At 71.6% G+C, this 15,426-nt stretch carries 13 protein-coding genes and 1 other RNA gene; 2 read left to right on the forward strand and 12 right to left on the reverse strand.

What is annotated here, in order from left to right; translation table 11 throughout:
- Positions 1–9 precede the first annotated feature (9 nt).
- The 4 genes from ACIGA3_RS05165 to ACIGA3_RS05180 all read right to left on the reverse strand — a co-directional run bounded on the left by ACIGA3_RS05165 (position 10) and on the right by ACIGA3_RS05180 (position 5,554).
- On the reverse strand, positions 10–1,209 hold the full coding sequence (locus ACIGA3_RS05165; RefSeq protein ID WP_399710650.1) for an acyltransferase: 1,200 nt from the start codon (positions 1,207–1,209) through the stop codon (positions 10–12).
- Entirely contained in the window at positions 1,206–3,368 is a 2,163-nt protein-coding gene (locus ACIGA3_RS05170) for a bifunctional polysaccharide deacetylase/glycosyltransferase family 2 protein (protein WP_399710652.1), read from the reverse strand. The genes ACIGA3_RS05165 and ACIGA3_RS05170 overlap by 4 nt, the downstream gene beginning before the upstream one ends.
- Positions 3,369–3,399: 31 nt before the next feature.
- The gene (locus ACIGA3_RS05175; protein WP_399710654.1) at positions 3,400–4,305 is read right to left on the reverse strand and encodes a hypothetical protein; all 906 of its coding nucleotides are present in this window, start codon (positions 4,303–4,305) and stop codon (positions 3,400–3,402) included.
- Between the two features lie 283 nt (positions 4,306–4,588).
- A complete protein-coding gene (locus ACIGA3_RS05180) occupies positions 4,589–5,554 on the reverse strand; it encodes a LysR family transcriptional regulator (RefSeq protein ID WP_399710656.1) in 966 nt (321 codons plus the stop codon).
- Positions 5,555–5,639: 85 nt separating this feature from the next.
- On the opposite strand from ACIGA3_RS05180, the gene ACIGA3_RS05185 reads away from it, so the two are divergent.
- The gene (locus tag ACIGA3_RS05185) at positions 5,640–6,863 is read left to right on the forward strand and encodes an MFS transporter (protein ID WP_399710658.1); all 1,224 of its coding nucleotides are present in this window, start codon (positions 5,640–5,642) and stop codon (positions 6,861–6,863) included.
- Between the two features lie 103 nt (positions 6,864–6,966).
- Here the strand turns inward: ACIGA3_RS05185 and ssrA are convergent.
- From ssrA to ftsE, 5 genes are all read right to left on the reverse strand, one after another.
- Positions 6,967–7,335: a transfer-messenger RNA gene (gene ssrA / locus ACIGA3_RS05190) on the reverse strand.
- 91 nt (positions 7,336–7,426) lie between these two features.
- On the reverse strand, positions 7,427–7,990 hold the full coding sequence (gene smpB, locus ACIGA3_RS05195; protein ID WP_399710660.1) for an SsrA-binding protein SmpB: 564 nt from the start codon (positions 7,988–7,990) through the stop codon (positions 7,427–7,429).
- Between the two features lie 75 nt (positions 7,991–8,065).
- Complete coding sequence (locus ACIGA3_RS05200) at positions 8,066–9,262, reverse strand: S41 family peptidase (RefSeq protein ID WP_399710662.1); 1,197 nt, start codon at positions 9,260–9,262, stop codon at positions 8,066–8,068.
- A 67-nt stretch (positions 9,263–9,329) separates the two neighbouring features.
- Complete coding sequence (gene ftsX / locus ACIGA3_RS05205; protein WP_030810990.1) at positions 9,330–10,250, reverse strand: permease-like cell division protein FtsX; 921 nt, start codon at positions 10,248–10,250, stop codon at positions 9,330–9,332.
- Between the two features lie 35 nt (positions 10,251–10,285).
- Positions 10,286–10,975, reverse strand: coding sequence for a cell division ATP-binding protein FtsE (ftsE, locus tag ACIGA3_RS05210; RefSeq protein WP_399710664.1), 690 nt, complete (start codon positions 10,973–10,975; stop codon positions 10,286–10,288).
- A gap of 235 nt (positions 10,976–11,210) precedes the next feature.
- Between ftsE and ACIGA3_RS05215 the strand changes: the two genes are divergently transcribed.
- On the forward strand, positions 11,211–11,405 hold the full coding sequence (locus ACIGA3_RS05215; protein ID WP_399710666.1) for a hypothetical protein: 195 nt from the start codon (positions 11,211–11,213) through the stop codon (positions 11,403–11,405).
- Between the two features lie 127 nt (positions 11,406–11,532).
- Here ACIGA3_RS05215 and ACIGA3_RS05220 read toward each other — a convergent pair whose 3' ends face one another.
- The 3 genes from ACIGA3_RS05220 to ACIGA3_RS05230 all read right to left on the reverse strand — a co-directional run bounded on the left by ACIGA3_RS05220 (position 11,533) and on the right by ACIGA3_RS05230 (position 15,304).
- On the reverse strand, positions 11,533–12,327 hold the full coding sequence (locus ACIGA3_RS05220) for a hypothetical protein (RefSeq protein ID WP_399710668.1): 795 nt from the start codon (positions 12,325–12,327) through the stop codon (positions 11,533–11,535).
- A gap of 345 nt (positions 12,328–12,672) precedes the next feature.
- Positions 12,673–13,779, reverse strand: coding sequence for a peptide chain release factor 2 (prfB, locus tag ACIGA3_RS05225; protein ID WP_399710669.1), 1,107 nt, complete (start codon positions 13,777–13,779; stop codon positions 12,673–12,675).
- Between the two features lie 310 nt (positions 13,780–14,089).
- Entirely contained in the window at positions 14,090–15,304 is a 1,215-nt protein-coding gene (locus tag ACIGA3_RS05230) for a serine/threonine-protein kinase (RefSeq protein ID WP_399710671.1), read from the reverse strand.
- Between the last annotated feature and the right edge of the window lie 122 nt (positions 15,305–15,426).

The following is a 15,426-nucleotide window of genomic DNA, read 5'->3' on the forward strand; positions in this document are numbered from 1 at the left end:
TGCCCCGGCTCAGGCGGCCCGGTGGCGGCTGTCGCGGCGCGGGCGTCCGTCCGGCCAGAGCCGCGGTCTCCGCCTGGCCGCCAGGTCCTCCGCCCAGCCGAAGGTGAGGACGCAGGCGCAGATCAGGGCCCAGGTGAGGGCCAAGACCGGCCAGGAGCTCTCCAGCAGCCAGGGGTAGTCCTCGTCCAGGACGTCGTAGCGCCAGAGCTGGTCCCAGAGGGTGGAGGCGATGAGGATGCAGAGGTTGTGCCAGAGGTAGATGGTCACCGCCCGGGAGTTGAGCAGGGTGACCAGGCGGTCGAAGGGGCGCAGCAGGCGGGGCCACTCCGTCCAGGTCGGGCTGATGTGCAGCAGGAGCAGCACGGTGGCGAGGGACCACAGGGACTGGGCGAACGGGATGTCGTCCAGGTCGTGCCCCGGCCGGAAGCCGTGCGTGAGCGCGTACCAGAGGCCGAGCCCGGCGACGAGCGGGGCGACGGAGGGCACGACGTAGCGCGGGATGCGGCGCAGCACGCCCTGCTGGTGGGCCATGCCGAGAATCCAGCAGGCGCCGAAGGTGCTGAAGTCCGTCAACGCTGACGGGACGCGCTCGCCGGGGAGTTGGAGGTGGCCGAACTCGAAGGCGGCGGCGAGTGCGATCGGGGACAGCACGGTGATCCAGGGGATCGCCTTCAGCGCCCTCAGCAGGACCGGGGAGAGCAGGACGAACCACAGGTAGGCGCGGATGTACCAGAGTGGTCCGGCCAGTTCGGCCGCCCAGTCCGGGCCGAGCACGCCGTGAATGCCGGGCAGCGTGCCCGCGTACGGCGGGTCGCTCAGCGGCAGCACCCAGAAGCCGAGGTGGACGAACCACCAGCCGGGATGGCCCTCGGCGCCGGGACGCCAGCCCTGGAGCACCATGCCGGACACCCCGAGCGCGCCCAGCAGCCAGAGCGGCGGCAGCAGTCGGCGCAGCCGGCCGCGCACGACGTCCACTGCGGGGCGCTTCAGCGAGCGGGCCATCAGGTTGCCCGCGAGGGCGAACATCACGCCCATGGACGGGAAGACGACGGGCAGCCAGGCCCAGCCCATCAGGTGGTAGAAGACGACACGGAAGAGGGCGACCGCGCGGAGCAGATCGAAGTAGCGGTCCCGGACCGGGGCACGCTGCTGTACGGGCTCAGCAGTCAACTCGGCAGCAGGTGACGTCAGTTCGTGTGAGGTGGTCATCGCACCGCTCCTTCGGCCGGCACCCTCGTCCCGGCCGGCGGGGCCGACACCCCGCCCTTGCGGCGGAGCTTCTGCCAGCGCAGCCGGCCGCCGGTGAGGGCCGTGACCCAGGACTGGAGCAGCACGACGTACATGAGCTGGCGGTACAGGAGTTGCTGGAGGGGCAGGGAGATCAGCGGGGTGAGCCGCTCCCGGTCCAGCGCGAAGGCGTAGGCCGCGCAGACGGCCTGAATGGCCAGGACGGCGAACCAGGACGCGATCGTCTTGCCGGTCGGGCCGAAGACCAGGCCGTAGACGAGGAAGATGTCGATCAGCGGGGCCAGCAGCGGCGCGACCACCATGAACAGCGAGACCAGCGGCAGCCCGACCCGGCCGAACCGCCCCGAGGGACCGCGTTCCAGCACGGCCCGGCGGTGTTTCCAGATGGCCTGCATGGTGCCGTAGGACCAGCGGTAGCGCTGGGACCAGAGCTGTTGCACGGATTCCGGGGCCTCGGTCCAGGCGCGGGCCTTCTCCGCGTAGACCACCCGCCAGCCGTCGCGGTGCAGGGCCATGGTGATGTCGGTGTCCTCGGCGAGGGTGTCGTCGCTCATCCCGCCGACCCGCTCCAGCGCGGTACGGCGGAACGCGCCCACGGCGCCGGGGATGGTCGGCATGCAGCGCAGCACGTCGTACATGCGCCGGTCGAGGTTGAAGCCCATCACGTACTCGATGTGCTGCCAGGCCCCGATGAGGGTGTCCTTGTTGCCGACCTTGGCGTTGCCCGCGACGGCGCCGACGCGCGGGTCGGCGAAGGGCTGCACCAGCTCACGGACGGTGGACGGCTCGAAGACGGTGTCGCCGTCCATCATCACGATCAGGTCGTGACTGGCGTTCGCCAGGCCCCGGTTGAGGGCGGCGGGCTTGCCCGCGTTGTGCTGCCGGACGACCCGTACGCCGGGCAGGGCGAGCCCCTCCACGATGCGGGCGGTGCCGTCGGCGGAGCCGTCGTCGACGACGATGACCTCCACCGGATGCTCCCCGCCCACCAGGGAACGGACGGTGTTCTCGATGCACTTGGCCTCGTTGTACGCCGGGACCAGCACGGTCGCCGGTTCGGTGACCGGCGCCGGGCCCCAGCGGAAGTCGCGGCGGCGGGTGCGGCGGGCGTGCGCGGCGGACAGCAGCAGCATCAGAGCGAACCGCCCGAAGACCAGGACACCGATGACGGCGAGACCCGCGACGAGCACGGTGGTGATGCCGTCGGCCGCCTTGACCAGCGCGATCCACGCCTTGCCCGTCCACAGGCCGAGCCCGGTGACGGGTGTGTCGGCGCTCGGCGCGTCCAGTGCCTCGGTGAGCGTCTGGAAGCGGTAGCCCTCGGCCTGTAGCCGGGGCAGCAGGGTGTCGATCGCCTGGACCGTCTGGCTCCGGTCGCCGCCGGAGTCGTGCATGAGGACGACCGCGCCCCTGCCGTTCCCGGGCGTGGCCCGGCGGATGATCTCCTCGGCGCCGGGCCTGCGCCAGTCCTCGCTGTCCCGGTCGTTGAGCACGATGAGATAGCCCCGCCCGCCGACGTACTTCGTCACCGGCCAGGACCGGTCGTCCATCGCGGAGGCGAAGGAGGAGTAGGGGGGCCGGAACAGCGAGCTGCGGATGCCGGCCGCGCCCGCGAGGGCCAGCTGCCCCTGGGACAGCTCCCAGTCCACCCGGCGCTTCGACTGGTAGGAGAGGTCGGGGTGGTTGAAGGTGTGCAGGCCGACCTCGTGCCCCTCCGCCACCATGCGCCGGACCAGCTCCGGGTAGCGGGAGGTCATCGTGCCGGTCACGAAGAACGTGGCCCGCGCGTGGTTCCGCTTCAGCGCGTCGAGGACCTGGGGTGTCCAGGTCGGGTCGGGGCCGTCGTCGAAGGTGAGGACGATCCGGCGCTTCGGCACCCGGAGGCTGTCGGTGCGCCCGCCCCGGGTGTCGATGACGGGGCCGCCGTCGGTGATCTTCTCGGGCACCTGCCCGCCGGGCGCCTCGGGCCGGACGCGGTGGTCGGCGAGGATCTCGTTGTGGACGTAGCCGTGCAGCATGAGCATGGCCAGCGTGGCGAGCAGCACCAGGACGGCCAGCAGCGGGCGCAGCGGTAGCCGGCGGCGCCGGGGCAGCGCCCGGCGGGCGGTTCGCGGAGTCATCAGGGGTTCTTCCGGTCGAGGACGCGGCGCGTCATCCGGCGGCGGGCCGGTCGGCCGAGCCCTGGGGCTGCGGGCCGCCCGCGCCCGCCGGGGACTCGCTGGCGACCGGGCTGGGCGCGGTGGTGCTCGGCACCGGGGACGCCTCGGTGGACACGGTGGCGCTGGGCGTGGGCTTCTGGCTGCCTCCGCCGGGCGCGGGCGGCGCGGACCGGCCCGGTGTCGGGCTCGCCGCGGCGGGCGGCCGGGCCGCCTTGGTGCCGTCGGCGGTGGGGCTCGGCCGTCCCGGTACGGGTACGGCGGCGACGGTGGCGGGTGCGGTACCCGGCGCCGCCGGTTCCGTACCGGTGCCGGTGCGGCCACCCTTGCCGGGCGCGGCCGGGGCCGAGGCGCTGGGCACGGGCGAGGAGTCGACCCGGCTCGCGGGCTTGTCCTCCTTCTGCGGCACCGGCAGCCAGGGCGCGTCGGAGCTGCCGGAGAGCAGGGTGACGCCGATGACGACGGCGTAGCCCGCGCAGAGGCCCGCGACCAGCAGCCCGAGCCGCCGGAAGGTACGGCTGCGGCGGCCGGACTCGTCCACGAACACCGGCCCGTCCGAGGCGTCGGTGCCACCCGCCCGGTCGGCGGGCGTGGCGCCGTCGGCGTGGACCGAGTCGAGCTGGACGGTCACCTCGTGCGGATCATGGGCCCCGGAGTGGGACGGGCCGGGCAGCATCGCCGTCCGCTCGGTGCCGGAGAGGCCGGCCGAGGGGCGGAAGTCGGCCGCCGCGCGCGGGGTCTCGGAGCGCGGAAGCAGGGCCGTCGCGTCGGCCCCGGCGAGGGCGGCCGGGCCGCCCCGGAGTATTGCCGCCGCCGCGAGCGCCCCGGCGTCGGACGGCCGTACGACGCGCGGGAACGCTGCGCGTCCGCCGCCCGGCGGGGCCGCGCCGTCCCGGCCCAAGTCGGTCTCCGCGACGGTTCCGGTTTCCGGAAAAGCCTGAGTCGAACCCCCTGCCACCTGCATGTCTCTTGCCACCGAGGCCACATCGGGCCATTCCGGTCGACGGTCTTCTCGCCACTGTTCCACGTGCGCACTTCCCCCCACGGGACTGATCCGGGGTGCGCCGGCGACACCGAGCACGCGCCGGCCGGACCAGGCCCCCACCCGGTCCGAACGCCCCCCTCTACCCCAGTGCTCGGGTCCCCGAATGTAGCGCATGGTGAGTTTCCATGTGCTCGGAGTGTCAGATAGGGCGGCTCATCACATCAACATCCATGGCCGGAATCCATCGGTCACCGGGCGGCAAAAGCCACTGTTCGGCACGGGCCAGCTCGGCCGCCGCCGCCCGCAGCGCGTCCAGCGCGGGATGGACCAGCCCCTTCCGCCACACCAGCGAGACGGGCGAGAGCGGAACGGGGTCGACGAGGGGCCGTAGCGCCGTGCCCGACATGGCCGGAAAATCCACCACCGCGAGCACCGGCATCCGGCTCGCCGCCATCACGCGAGTGAACTCCTCGGCGCCGAGAACCACCGGATGGGGTGGCGCGAGCCGGATACCGCGTCCCTCGAAGAGCTGACGGGCCAGCTCGGTCCACTCCCGCGTGCCGGGGTTCCCCGCCCCGGCGTACACCGTCTCCCCGGCGAGCGCGCCGAGCGGCACCTCGGGCAGCGCGGCCAGCGGATGGTCCTCGGGCAGCAGCACCGCCATCGGCTCGTAGCGCACGGGCTGTTGGGCGAGGCCGGAGCGCAGCACCGGGTCCAGACCGGCGAAGCGGCCGAAGGAGACGTCCAGCCGCCCGGCGAGCAGCGCGGCCGCCGCCCCGGTGAGCCCGCGCTCGTAGCGGGCCAACAGTTCATGACCGGGCGCCAGTTCGCGGGCCCGGAGCAGTACCCGGCGGGCGGTGAGGGGGCCTTCGGAGTTGACGTCGACCAGCAGCGGGCGGGCGCCGGCGAAGGCAGCGAGGAGATCGTCCTGGGCGGCGAGCACCCGCCGGGCGTGCGGCAGCAGGCGCTCGCCGTCCGCGGTGAGCGTCACCTGCCGGGTGGTACGGACGAACAGCTCGGCGCCCAGCTCCCGTTCGAGCCGCCGCACATCCCGGCTCAGCGCCTGCTGGGCGACGTAGAGCCGGGCGGCGGCGCGGGTGAAGTGCAGTTCCTCGGCGACGGCGACGAAGGCGCGCAGCAGCCGGGGTTCGATCGCGGGAGGCATGGCGGCGAACCTACAACACGGGCGCGTGAATCGGCGCGGAACAGGTGTTGGACCGGCGTCCGCCGCACGGGAGAGCGTGAACGGCATGTCCACACAGACCGCATCGGCCTACCGCCGTCTCTTCGCCCGCCCGGGCGCCCTCGCCTTCACCGCCGGCAACCTGCTCGCCCGCCTTCCGGTGGGCATGGCCGGGGTGAGCGCGGTGGTGATGATCGCCGGTGCGCGGGGCTCGTACGCGCTCGCCGGTGCGGTCAGCGCGACCGGGCTGGTGGCGAGCGGGCTGGCGGGCCCCTGGCTGGCCCGGCTGGTGGACCGCCATGGGCAGGCCAGGGTGGCCCGGCCCGCGACACTGCTCGCGGTACTGGGCAGCCTGGCGCTGCTGCTGTGCGTGCGGTACGACGCCCCCGACTGGACGCTGTTCGCGGCGTACGCCACCTGGGCGGCCACCCCCAACATCGGCGGGCTGTCCCGCGCCCGCTGGGCGCACCTGCTGCGGGACGACCCGGACGCCCGGCACACCGCGAACTCCTTCGAGCAGGCGGCCGACGAGCTGTGCTTCATGCTGGGCCCGGCTCTGGCGTCCTTCCTGACCGGCACCTTCTTCCCCGAGGCGGGCACCCTCGTCGGGGCGGTGCTGCTGCTGGCCGGGATGCTGCTGTTCACCGCCCAGCACGCGACCGAACCGCCGCCGAGGGCCTGTCCGGCGGATCAGGGCGCGGGCGCGGGGTCTGGCCCCCGCACCAGGGCGCCGGCACCGCTGCGCGCCCCGGGCATCCGGCCCCTGCTGGTCTGCTTCACGGCGACCGGGGCGGTGTTCGGGTCGATGGAGGTCGTCACCGTGGCGTACGCCGACGCCCAGGGGCAGCGTGCGGTGGCCGGGGTCGTGCTCGCGCTCCAGGCGGCCGGGTCGTGCGCGGCGGGCCTGCTGTACGGGGCGCTGCCGCCGGGGCCGGCCGGGCGGCGGCTCGGGCGGTGCCTGCCCGCGATGGCCGCGCTGATGACGCTGCCCTGGCTCGCCGCCACGACCGGCTCACTGTGGGTACTGGCGGGGGCGCTGCTGGTGGCGGGCACGGCGACCGCGCCGACGATGGTCACGGCGATGACCCTGGTCCAGGAGCGCACCCCGGACGGCCGCCTGAACGAGGGCATGAGCCTGGTCGTGACGGCGCTGCTCACCGGCATCGCCTGCGGTTCGGCGGCCGGCGGCTGGGCGGCGGACCACCTCGGCGCGACCCCGGCCTACGCGGTCCCGGCACTTTCCGCGAGCACGGCGTGCCTGCTCGGCTGGGCGCTGCGGGGTTCCCGGTAAGAAGTTCCCGGCAAGAAGTTCCCGGCAAAAAGACGAAGGCCCCGCCGCGGCTAGCGACGGGGCCTTCGCCCACATGGGTTCCGAAGGCCCGAGGGCCTCCTGATCGTGGAGATGGCGGGAATCGAACCCGCGTCCACCGGTGCAGAAACAGGGCTTCTCCGTGTGCAGTCCGCTTCGATTTTCTCGGCCCCGGAGATCACGCGGACAAGTCTCCGACGGGCTCAGTCACTGTTAGATTTCCCTCTTCACCCCGTGACCGGGATCAAGGTTTAGTTCCCTAGCTGATGCCAGGATCCGGGTCGGGAACAGCCCCGGGCTGACACTTCGCAAGTCGCTACTTAGGCAGCGAGGGCGAAGGAATCGCGCTTGGTGTTGGCGATTATTGGTTGCGACATATGGTTTACGAGATCATTGCCGCTTCCTCGACACGCTTCCCCTGCTTCGACATCCGCTGTCGAAACCGATCATCCCCATGTTGTTTTTTCAATGCCCCCCGCAGGAGGCGGCGCACCCTCGATGGAGTGCTGTGCCATCGTACGTGACCAACGCGGGAGTGTGCCAGCTTATTCCCGGCGGTCGGTCTTGGAGGCGCGCTGCTTGCGCTTGGCGGACGCGATCGCGCGGTCCGACTCGCGCCGGTCCTGCTTCTCGCGCAGGGTCTGCCGCTTGTCGTACTCCTTCTTGCCCCGGGCCAGCGCGATCTCCGCCTTCGCCCGGCCGTCCTTGAAGTACAGGGCGAGGGGCACGATCGTGTGGCCCGTCTCCTGGGACTTCACCTCCAGCTTGTCGATCTCCTCGCGGTGCAGGAGCAGCTTGCGCTTGCGGCGCACGGAGTGGTTGGTCCAGGTGCCCTGGCTGTACTCGGGGATGTGGGCGTTGTGCAGCCACGCCTCCTTCCCGTCGATCTGGACGAAGCCGTCGGCCAGCGAGGCCCGGCCCTGGCGCAGCGACTTCACCTCGGTGCCGGACAGCACGATCCCGGCCTCGTAGGTGTCGATGATCGCGTAGTCGTGCCGCGCCTTCTTGTTCTGGGCGACGATCTTGCGCTTGCCGTCCTTGGCCTTGGCGGGGGCCGCCCCGCCCTGCTTGGGCTGGGACTCCTTCGGTACGTACATTCCCTTACTCATAGTGCCGCCATTTTCGCACCATGGAGGGGGGCGAAGGGAAGCGGATTAGGGGTGAGGTCAGGGTGCTGTCAGGGGCTATCGGGGGTCGCCCAGGCCCGTGAGGACCGTCTCCGCCCGTTTCAGAGCGCCGGGGCCCGCGTCCAGGTCGGGGGTGATGCCCCGGCCGTCGACCGCGTGTCCGGAGGGGGTGCGGTAGTGGCCGACGGTCAGCTCGGCCACCGAGCCGTCCGGCAGCTCGGTCGGCATCTGCACCGAGCCCTTGCCGAAGGTACGGGAGCCGATCACCACCGCCCGGCCCCGGTCCTGGAGGGCGCCGGTCAGCAGCTCGGCCGCGCTCATGGTGCCCCCGTCGACCAGGGTGACCAGCGGGCGGGCGGTGTCGCCGCCGGAGGCCGCGTGCAGGGCGCGCTGGGCGCCGTCCACGTCGTAGGTGGCGACCAGGCCGCCGTCGAGGAAGCAGGAGGCGGTGGCGACGGCCTCGGTGACCAGGCCGCCGGAGTTCCCGCGCAGGTCGAGCACGACCCCGGTGTTCGCCGGGGCGCGCCGGACGGCGGTCCGTACGGCCTTGGCTGAGCCCTTGGTGAAGGCGGACACCCGGACCACGACGACCCCGGCGACCGGGTCGGTGACGGTCACCGGGTCGGTGGAGAGCCGGGCCCGGTGCAGGGTCCGGGACCAGGAGTCGGCGCCGCGCTGGATGCCGACGGTGACCGGGGTGCCGGCGGACGCGTCCTCGGCGTCGCCGCGGAGCAGGGAGACCACTTCGGTGACCGGGCGGCCGTCGACCTTGCGGCCGTCGACGCTGCGCAGCCGGTCGCCCTTGTGGATGCCCGCGTCGGCGGCGGGCGAGCCGGACCGCACCCGGCTCACCGTGACGTGGCCGTCGCGTGCGCGCTTCGCCCACAGTCCGACGCCGGTGTACTCGCCGTCCAGGGCGTCGCGGAACTCCTGGTACTCGTCCTCGGAGTAGACGGCGGCCCAGCGGTCGCCGCTGCGGCTGACGGCCTGTTCGGCGGCCTCGGTGGGCGACTCGCCCTTCGCCATGGCCTCGGCGGCGGCCCGGCGCACGTCCTCGGGGCGGGGCACGGCACCCTTCCGGGCGTCCCGACTGCCCTGGGTGGCCTCGGCCTTGGCGTCGAGCCGGCGGGCCTGGGCGGTGTCCGGCAGGGAGCCCGTGACCGCGCCCGCGGTCAGTGCTCCGGCGAACACCAGTGTCAGGGCGGCCCCGCGGCGTTTGCGGCGGGGCTGACGGAACAGGGCTCGGCCTGACATGGCGGTGAGTCTAGGACAACGCGAAGGGCCGTACAGACGGATGCCTGTACGGCCCTCTTGGCATGTGTCACACCTTCAGGTACTTGCGCAACGCGAAGAACGCCGCCAGGGAAGGCATCAGCACGCTGGTGGCGAGGATCAGCGGCAGCTTGGTCAACACCGAGTCCCAGCCGATGAAGTTGATGAGCGTCAGCTTGCTCGACAGGGCCATGCCGTGGTCGATGGTGAAGTACCGGCCCAGCACCAGGAAGACGCACGCGAGGCTGCCGCCGATGAGTCCGGCGACCGCGGCCTCCATGATGAACGGCGCCTGGATGTAGAAGCCGGAGGCGCCGACCAGCCGCATGATCCCGGTCTCCCGGCGGCGGCTGAACGCCGACACCCGCACGGTGTTGACGATCAGCAGCAGCGCGACGAACAGCATCAGCGCCATCAGGAACAGCGCCGCCCGGTTCATAAGGTTGAGCAGCTGGAAGAGGTTGTCGAGGATGCTCCGCTGGTCCTGCACCGACTGCACACCGGCCCGCCCGTTGAACGCGGTGGCGATCACCTGGTACTTCTGCGGGTCCTTGAGCTTGATCCGGTACGACTCCTGCATCTGGTCCGGCGTCAGCGAGCTGGCCAGCGGGGAGTTGCCGAACTGCTCCTTGTAGTGCTTGTAGGCCGTGTCCTGCGACTCGTAGGTGACCTTCTCCACGATGGAGGACATCTTGCCGAGGTCGGCCTGGATCTGCTTCTTCTGGTCCTCGGTGGCCGCGCCCTTGGCGCAGTTGACGTCCGACTGGGCGTCACTCTTGTTGCAGAGGAAGATCGAGACGTTGACCTTGTCGTACCAGTAGCCCTTCATGGTGCTCACCTGGTCGCTCATCATCAGGGAGCCGCCGAAGAGGGCCAGGGACAGGGCGACGGAGACGATGACGGCGAAGGTCATCGTCAGGTTGCGACGGAGACCGACACCGATCTCCGACATCACGAACTGGGCGCGCATGGCGTCTGGTCAAGCCTTTCCGTCGTGAACTTGCTTCAGTGCTGGTAGCCGTAGACGCCGCGGGCCTGGTCACGCACGAGGCGGCCCTTTTCCAGCTCGATGACGCGCTTGCGCATCTGGTCCACGATGTTCTGGTCGTGCGTCGCCATGATGACGGTGGTGCCCGTCCGGTTGATGCGGTCGAGCAGCTTCATGATGCCGACGGAGGTCTGCGGGTCGAGGTTTCCGGTGGGCTCGTCGGCGATCAGCAGCTTGGGGCGGTTGACGAACGCCCGCGCGATGGCGACGCGCTGCTGCTCACCGCCGGACAGCTCGCCCGGCCTGCGGTCCTCCTTGCCGCCGAGCCCGACGAGGTCGAGCACCTGGGGCACGGACTTGCGGATCTCGCCGCGGGACTTGCCGATGACCTCCTGCGCGAAGGCCACGTTCTCCGCGACCGTCTTGTTGGGCAGCAGGCGGAAGTCCTGGAAGACCGTCCCGAGCTGGCGGCGCATCTGCGGCACCTTCCAGTTGGACAGCCGGGCGAGGTCCTTGCCCAGGACGTGCACCTGGCCGTGGCTGCACCGCTCCTCGCGGAGCACGAGCCTCAGGAAGGTCGACTTGCCGGAGCCGGACGACCCCACGAGGAAGACGAACTCGCCCTTCTCCACTTCCAGGGACACCTCCCTGAGGGCGGGGCGGGTCTGCTTGGGGTAGACCTTGGAGACACTGTCGAATCGGATCACGGATGCACCACGGGTCGCCGGGGAATGATGAGCGTGACCATACGCGAACCGGGAGTGCCTACGCAGGGCCCGGTTGCGGTTGGGAGTCACTTGTGCGTTTTTGTACGGGCGGCTCTTCCCGCTTTCCAGAGCGCCCGCGCTCTTTCGGGTGGAACCTGGCAGAGTGGAGAGGGAACGTTCTCGTTCCCGTCGGCGTTGTACGGGGTTGAAAGCCTGGCACGAGGAGGGCGAGCGCATGACGTACGACCGGTTGGTGTGCGCGAACTGCGCGGCCCCCGTGAGCGAGGGCCGGTGCCCGGTGTGCCGTGCGAGCCGTGAGCGGCTTCAGCAGCAGGCGGGATTTCTGGCCGGGGTGAGTCCGGTGACGCTGATCGCGCTCCTGGTGGTGCTGATCGCGGCGATGGCGCTGCTGGCGCACCAGACCGTCTAGGCGGGCCCCTGCGAGTCCCTGCGGGGCTTTGGACAGTGAGAAGGGCCCGGAGCGCTTGTCTGCGCTCCGGGCCCTTTTCCGTACCGTCTCCGCCGCGCGGTGGCGTGGAGTGACGATTCGGCTACCTTCAGGCGGCCGTGCCGCCGCGGTTGTTCGCCAGGCGCGGCAGGACGCGGAAGGCGACACCGCCCGCGATCATCGTCGCGGCGCCGACCAGCAGGAACGTGGTCTGCCCGGCACCGGTCTCGGCCAGCTGCTTGCCGTCACTGGTCTGCTGCGGAGCGGCGTCCGAGCCGGTGTCGGTGAGGGCGGAGCTGCCCTCCTCCTGGGAGACGTTGTCGTTGCCGCCACCGTCGGGGCCGGGGCCACCGGTCGTGGAGCCACCGGTGGCGGTGCCGCCGGTCGAACCGCCGGTGGAGTCGTCGCCGCCCGTGGTGGAGCCGCCGGTCGTGCCACCGGTGGAGTCGTCACCACCCGTGGTGGAGCCCCCGGTGGTGGTCGAGCCGCCCGTGGTGTCGTTGCCGCCGGTGGTCGAGCCGCCTGTGGTGTCGTTGCCGCCGGTGGTCGAGCCGCCCGTGGTGTCGTTGCCGCCGGTGGTGGTGCCGCCCGCGGTCTCGTTGCCACCGATGAGACCGCCGATGAGACCGCCGTCCGTCGCGCCGCCGTCCGTGGCCCCACCATCGGTGGCACCGCCGTCCGTCGCGCCACCATCGGTCGCGCCGCCGTCCGTGGCCCCACCGTCAGTGGCACCGCCGTCCGTCGTGCCACCGTCGGTGTTGCCGCCCGGGCCAGGGTCGGTGCAGGCACCAAGGGTGCAGGACGGGTCGGGCTCGGGCCCCGGGTCGGCGGAGGCCACTCCGGCCACCATCAGCGAGGCGCCGGCCGCGATCACCGCGCCGGCGGCTATGCGTGCGACGCGCACACGCGTCTTCTTCGTCATATGTCTGCTACCCCCAGTAGCTGTTGTCGATGAGGCGGCGCAGTGGGGCTTGCCGTGCTCGACGGGGGCAGCTGACGTGCGGAGTCGACACAAGCGTCGAATTCCGGACCGTCTCCCGTTCCCCCGGTTCACATGCGCCCCAGACATACGCATGCCGCGTTGCACCTTTCCCATTTTTTTAAGCAACGTCAAGGCCGTTGCGGGCGCAATGTCCTATGGGGGCGCGTTTGGCGGGAGTTGGCTGCTCTGACTGTGACCTAAAACCCAGACATACGACAACTGCCGCCCAATGGACGGCAGTTGTCGAAGGTTGTCATGTCGACAAACTTACTTGTCCTGCTGCTTGCGCCAGCGAATTCCGGCCTCCAGGAAGCCGTCGATCTCGCCGTCGAGCACGGACTGCGGGTTGCCGACCTCGAAGTCGGTGCGCAGGTCCTTGACCATCTGGTACGGGTGCAGGACGTACGAACGCATCTGGTTGCCCCAGGAGCTGCCGCCGTCGCCCTTGAGGGCGTCCATCCTGGCCCGCTCCTCCTGGCGCTGCCGCTCCAGCAGCTTGGCCTGCAGCACGTTCATGGCCGTGGCCTTGTTCTGGATCTGGGAGCGCTCGTTCTGGCAGGAGACCACGATGCCGGTGGGGAGGTGGGTGAGGCGGACCGCGGAGTCCGTCGTGTTCACGCCCTGGCCGCCGGGGCCCGAGGAGCGGTAGACGTCGATGCGCAGGTCCGACTCGTCGATCTCGACATGGTCGGTCTGCTCCACGACCGGGAGCACCTCGACACCCGCGAAGGACGTCTGGCGTCGGCCCTGGTTGTCGAAGGGCGAGATGCGCACCAGGCGGTGCGTGCCCTGCTCGACCGAGAGCGTGCCGTACGCGTACGGGATCTGGACGGCGAAGGTGGTCGACTTGATGCCGGCCTCTTCGGCGTACGACGTCTCGTAGATCTCCGTCTTGTAGCCGTGGCGCTCGGCCCAGCGCAGGTACATGCGCTGGAGCTGCTCGGCGAAGTCGGCGGCGTCGACGCCGCCCGCCTCGGCGCGGATGTTGACCAGCGCCTCGCGGGAGTCGTACTCGCCGGACAGGAGGGTACGGACCTCCATCTCGTCCAGCGCCTTCTTCACCGAGACCAGCTCGGACTCGGCCTCGGCGAGGGTGTCCGGGTCGTCCTCCTCCTCGGCCATCTCGAAGAGGACGGCGAGATCGTCGATCCGGCCGCGCAGCGACTCCGCCTTCCTGACCTCGGCCTGGAGGTGGGAGAGCTTGCTGGTGATCTTCTGCGCCTCGTCCGGGTTGTCCCAGAGGGACGGCGCGGCCGCCTGCTCCTCGAGCACGGCGATGTCTGCCCTCAGCTTGTCGAGGTCCAGGACGGCCTCGATCGACTCCATGGTCGAGGAGAGGGACTTCAGCTCTTCGGATACATCGACGACTGCCACGCCCCCAGCGTAACGGCTCCGCCGGGTGCGGTCGGTCGGCGGCGGTCGGTACCACCGGGGTGCGGGGTGTTGTGACGGGCGTACCAGGGGCTGCGCCCCCGGCCCCCCGCCATCGGCCCCTGCGGGCCTCGTCCTCAGACGCCGGACGGGCTGAATATGGCTGACCTGGGCCGCATGGCCCCCAGCACTCCCTGGCCGCCGACTCGGCCGCGCCTCCTTCAGTGCCTCGCCGGCGCCTCGCCTCTCTGCCTGCCGAGACGGGTGGGTGGGAAACCGGCGGAAGCGGGGTCCGGGGCGGAGCCCCGGGCGGTCAGGGGGTCGACGTCGTCTGGGTGTCCTGGGGTGGGGTGTCGTCGGTGGAGGTGGACCAGACTCCGTAGCCGACCGCCGCGGCCAGCAGCGTGCCCGCGATCGTCAGGGTGAGTTTGCGGCGACGGGCGGCGGCTCGGTGGCGGGCGGAACCGGGGCGGGGGGCGCCGGGGGTGCGGGGGGCTCGGGCTGTGCCGTGGGCGCCGCCGGCGAGTTCGTCGGGGGCGGGGACCCGCATGGAGGTGTGGGTGTCGCGGTTGGAGTCGGGTTTGGCGCCGGGGACCAGGGAGACCGCGCCCCGGCGGCGGACCGGTTGGTCGGGGGGCAGCGGTGCCGGGGGACCCTCCGGGGCGGCCTCGGGGTCGGGCTCGTCCACTTCCAGCGGGGGGATGCCCGTGAGGGTCGGCAGCTGTTCGCGCAGGCGGGTGGCGAGTTCGGAGGCGCGCAGGCGGGAGGCGGGGCCCTTGGCGAGGCACTGGACGATGAGCTGCCACAGCTCCTCGGGGATGCCGGGCAGCGGGACGACGGTCTCGGTGACGTGTCTGCGCAGGACCGCGCCAGGGTGGCCGCCGCCGAAGGGGGTGAAGCCGGCGAGCAGCTCGTAGAGGACCGTGGCCAGGGCGTAGATGTCGACGGCGGCGCGCGGGGGCAGGCCCTCGACGATCTCGGGGGCGAGGTAGTCGGGGGTGCCGATGATCTTCGTGGCACGGGTGCGGCGGGGCGAGTCGATGAGCTTGGCCACGCCGAAGTCGGTGAGCAGCGCCGGGTGGGCGCCGCCGGGGCCGAGCGGGCCGCGCATGTCGAGGAGGATGTTCTCGGGCTTGACGTCCCGGTGGACGACGCCCGCGGCGTGCGCGGCGGCGAGGCCGTCCGCGACGTCGGCGACGATGGCCACCGCGGCCTCGGGCGCGAGGCGGCGCTCGCGCTCCAGGCGGGTGCGCAGGTCGGTGCCCCGGACGATGTCCATGACCAGGGCGAGGTCGTTGCCGTCGACCACCAGGTCCCGGACGGTGACGATGTGCGGGTGTTCGAGACCGAGCAGCGCGGTGCGCTCCTGGACGAAGCGGCCGACCAGCTCCTGGTCGGAGGCGAGGTCCTCGCGCAGCAGCTTGATGGCGACGGGTCCGTCCGGTCCCTCGCCCAGCCACACTGTCCCGGCGCTGCCCCGCCCCAGGATCTGGTTGGCGGTGTACCGGCTGCCGATCTTCCGTGCCAAGACTGCTCCTACAGACGCGTGTTGCCCCGGTCGACAAAACTACGCGGCCGTAGGGCGCGCCTTCACCGCGGAGCCGGAAATCACCCGCTGGGTGTCGACAAGTCCCCAGAACCGGTCCTGGG

This window comes from Streptomyces sp. NPDC085596 (assembly GCF_044541565.1).
GTDB lineage: Bacteria > Actinomycetota > Actinomycetes > Streptomycetales > Streptomycetaceae > Streptomyces.

Excerpts from the sequence above, each read along its gene's own strand:
- ACIGA3_RS05165 (WP_399710650.1), bottom strand. The coding sequence starts at position 1,209 with ATGACCACCTCACACGAACTGACGTCACCTGCTGCCGAGTTGACTGCT.
- ACIGA3_RS05170 (WP_399710652.1), bottom strand. The coding sequence starts at position 3,368 with ATGACTCCGCGAACCGCCCGCCGGGCGCTGCCCCGGCGCCGCCGGCTA.
- ACIGA3_RS05180 (WP_399710656.1), bottom strand. The coding sequence starts at position 5,554 with ATGCCTCCCGCGATCGAACCCCGGCTGCTGCGCGCCTTCGTCGCCGTC.
- ACIGA3_RS05185 (WP_399710658.1), top strand. The coding sequence starts at position 5,640 with ATGTCCACACAGACCGCATCGGCCTACCGCCGTCTCTTCGCCCGCCCG.
- smpB (WP_399710660.1), bottom strand. The coding sequence starts at position 7,990 with ATGAGTAAGGGAATGTACGTACCGAAGGAGTCCCAGCCCAAGCAGGGC.
- ACIGA3_RS05200 (WP_399710662.1), bottom strand. The coding sequence starts at position 9,262 with ATGTCAGGCCGAGCCCTGTTCCGTCAGCCCCGCCGCAAACGCCGCGGG.
- ftsX (WP_030810990.1), bottom strand. The coding sequence starts at position 10,250 with ATGCGCGCCCAGTTCGTGATGTCGGAGATCGGTGTCGGTCTCCGTCGC.
- ACIGA3_RS05215 (WP_399710666.1), top strand. The coding sequence starts at position 11,211 with ATGACGTACGACCGGTTGGTGTGCGCGAACTGCGCGGCCCCCGTGAGC.